Here is a 314-nt window from a genome sequence, read left to right as displayed (position 1 = left end):
CTGTATTTGTACCCATGCGACCAGAGCAGCGCGCAGCGCACGTTTTCGAACACGGACATGGCCGGGAAGATGTTCGTGATCTGGAAAGACCGCGACAGCCCCATGCGGTTGATCTGGAAGGGCTGCAACCCGGCCAGATCCTTACCGTGCAGCTTGACCGTGCCGCTTGTCGGGGCAAAGCGCGCCGTGATCAGGTTGAACAGCGTGGACTTGCCCGCGCCGTTGGGTCCGATCACCGCGTGGCGTTCCCCCTTGCCGATACTCAGATCGATCCCGCGGATGATCTCCGCCTTGCCAAAGCTCTTTCGCAGGCC

At 61.8% G+C, this 314-nt stretch carries 1 protein-coding gene; it reads right to left on the bottom strand.

Features of this window, described 5'->3' with window-relative positions; genetic code table 11:
* The coding region (locus tag A3764_RS21970; RefSeq protein WP_150122403.1) for an ATP-binding cassette domain-containing protein at positions 1 to 314 on the bottom strand (314 nt) is incomplete at both ends.

Origin of the sequence: Sulfitobacter sp. HI0129 (genome assembly GCF_001635395.1) — a bacterium.
Taxonomy (GTDB): domain Bacteria; phylum Pseudomonadota; class Alphaproteobacteria; order Rhodobacterales; family Rhodobacteraceae; genus Sulfitobacter.
Note: the sequence above shows the minus strand (reverse complement) of the source record. Positions and strands in the feature narration are given on the sequence as shown.